Source organism: Streptomyces sp. NPDC049577 (assembly GCF_040675635.1).
Lineage (GTDB): Bacteria > Actinomycetota > Actinomycetes > Streptomycetales > Streptomycetaceae > Streptomyces.
On sequence record NZ_JBFAPH010000574.1, the window covers coordinates 1 to 2,192 of the forward strand.

General features: G+C 69.1%; 3 protein-coding genes. 2 read left to right on the plus strand and 1 reads right to left on the minus strand.

The features are described from left to right. Positions 1–66: 66 nt before the first annotated feature. Complete coding sequence (locus AB0K09_RS32790; RefSeq protein WP_366069039.1) at positions 67–894, plus strand: class II fructose-bisphosphate aldolase; 828 nt, start codon at positions 67–69, stop codon at positions 892–894. Positions 895–1,048: 154 nt separating this feature from the next. Beyond that, the gene (locus tag AB0K09_RS32795; protein WP_366069040.1) at positions 1,049–1,369 is read left to right on the plus strand and encodes a hypothetical protein; all 321 of its coding nucleotides are present in this window, start codon (positions 1,049–1,051) and stop codon (positions 1,367–1,369) included. An 88-nt stretch (positions 1,370–1,457) separates the two neighbouring features. Here the strand turns inward: AB0K09_RS32795 and AB0K09_RS32800 are convergent. Beyond that, on the minus strand, positions 1,458–2,192 hold a 735-nt coding region (locus AB0K09_RS32800; RefSeq protein WP_366069042.1), incomplete at its 5' end, for a hypothetical protein.

Genomic DNA, 2,192 nt, shown 5'->3' on the forward strand with positions numbered 1-2,192 from the left:
CACCCGCCCACCCGTTACCCGGAACCGTCGTGACGACGGCGGACAGCCGACGACGAAAGGCCGGCCATGCCCCTGACCCGCACAGCTGACCTCATGGCAACAGGCGAAGCCGTCTTCGCCTTCAACGTCATCACCCTCGAACACGCCGAGGCCGTGGCCACGGGCGCCGAAGCCGCGGGCGCCCCGGCCATCCTCCAGATCTCCGAGAACGCCGTCCGCTTCCACGGCGGGAACCTCGCCCCCCTCGCCGCCGCCACCACGGCGGTGGCCCGCGCCTCGCGCGCCCCGCTCGCCCTGCACCTGGACCACGTCGAGAGCGTGGAACTCCTGCACGCCGCCGCCGCGCACGACTTCGGCTCGGTCATGTTCGACGCGTCGAAGCTCCCGCACGCCGAGAACGTCAAGGCCACGGCCGAGGCGGCGCGTTGGGCGCACGAACGCGGCCTGTGGCTGGAGGCGGAGCTCGGCCGCATCGGCGGCAAGGCGGGCGACGCCCACACCCCCGGCGTCCGCACCGACCCCGCCGAGGCGGCGGCCTACGTGGCCGACACGAACGTGGACGCCCTGGCCGTGGCGGTCGGCAGCTCGCACGCGATGACCGAGCGCACGGCCACCCTCGACCACGCCCTGATCTCGGCCCTGCGCGACGCCGTCCCCGTCCCGCTCGTCCTGCACGGCTCCTCCGGCGTCCCGGACGAGGAACTCCGCCGCGCGATCGGCGCCGGCATGCGGAAGATCAACGTCGGCACGGCCCTGAACACCGCCTGCACGGCGGAGATCCGCGCCTTCCTGAACCGGGACCGCCGGGTCGTCGACCCACGCAAGTACCTCACCCCGGCCCGCACCGCCATGGCGGACACGGTGGCCCGCTTCCTGCGGGCAATCAGCACTTGAAGTACGCGAGAACGGACGCGGGCAGCGCATCACTCATCTGGCACGGTAATCGAACTTTCGACCTATATGATCATTAACACTCCCCGCCGATCACTCAACCGGCAGGGGAATGACCAGATTTGAGGGGAAAGATATGCGTCGAGGCATACGAACGATGACCGTGAGCGGTGCGCTCGCGCTGGGGGCACTCTTCGCGGGATCGTCCGCCGCTCAGGCTTCCGGCTGGGGGCAGGCTGCTAACTACACCTACTCCTGGAACATTCGCTCCGCACAGACCACGTCTGCTCCCGTTCTGGCCCGCATTCCGGCCAAGCAGGACGTTCCCTGCTGGTACGAGTACTGCACCGGGGTCGAAACCGGCGGCACGTACACCTGCCCTGGCCGTTCGGGCACGTACGACACCTGGACGCCGCTCAACTACAAGGGCCGTAAGGGCTGGGTCGCCACCCGTTGCGTCGGCTTCGGTCAGGGCTGACAAGCAGAGGACGCACCTAAGGGCGTCATCCGCTGTGCGAGAACCGGCGTCCTGCTTCAGCAGGGCGTCGGTTCTCGCGTACCAGCGGTCAGCCGTTCACGTGCCCCGGCTTCAGCCAGACCTGGTCGAGGTTGAAGTTGCACTGGTCCCCCTGCTCGCACGAGACCTTGATGATGTTCGACCCCTTGTTCAGGTCGATCCAGGCATATGTGCGCGTCCAGCCCTTGTCCCACTCGCCGCTCTTCGCCTGGGCGAAGTTTTTCATGTTGAGCTTGCGGTCGCTCGCCTTGCCATTGACCCATAGAGTCGAGGAGGCGTCGGCACCCGGGACGCCATAACCAATGAAGACCGTGTACTCACCGGACGAAGGAACGTCCAGGCTCCACTCCGCCGCGGCGCCGACCCTGTTCATGCCCGTGACGTAGAGCCCGCCGTCGGCCTTGGAATTGGGCAGGTCCTTCGCCGTCGTTGCGCCCCCGACGAGGCGCAGACTCGCGGCGTCACGCTTCATGAGGCCGGCTGCCGAGGGGTTCTTCTGCTCGCCCTTCTTGGACGAGTCGTCGTCCTTGCTCTCGTCCTTGCCGGGCTTCTGCTCGCCGCCGTTGGCGTCGACCTTCTTGCCGTCGTCCTTGCCGGAGTCGTTGGTGAGCATCGCCGCGCCGATGCCCGCCGCGACCACGAGGACCACGGATATCGCGGCTATGAGCAGGCCGCGCCGCTTCGGGCGCGCGGCGCCGTGGCCGCCGCCCTGGTGGGCGGGGGCCGCGGGGCGGGGCGGGCCGGCCTGGAGGGTCTCGGGTGCCGCGTAGTGCGGGCTGGGGGC

Coding starts and splice junctions, on each gene's coding strand:
- AB0K09_RS32790 (WP_366069039.1), top strand. CDS start 67: ATGCCCCTGACCCGCACAGCTGACCTCATGGCAACAGGCGAAGCCGTC.
- AB0K09_RS32795 (WP_366069040.1), top strand. CDS start 1,049: ATGACCGTGAGCGGTGCGCTCGCGCTGGGGGCACTCTTCGCGGGATCG.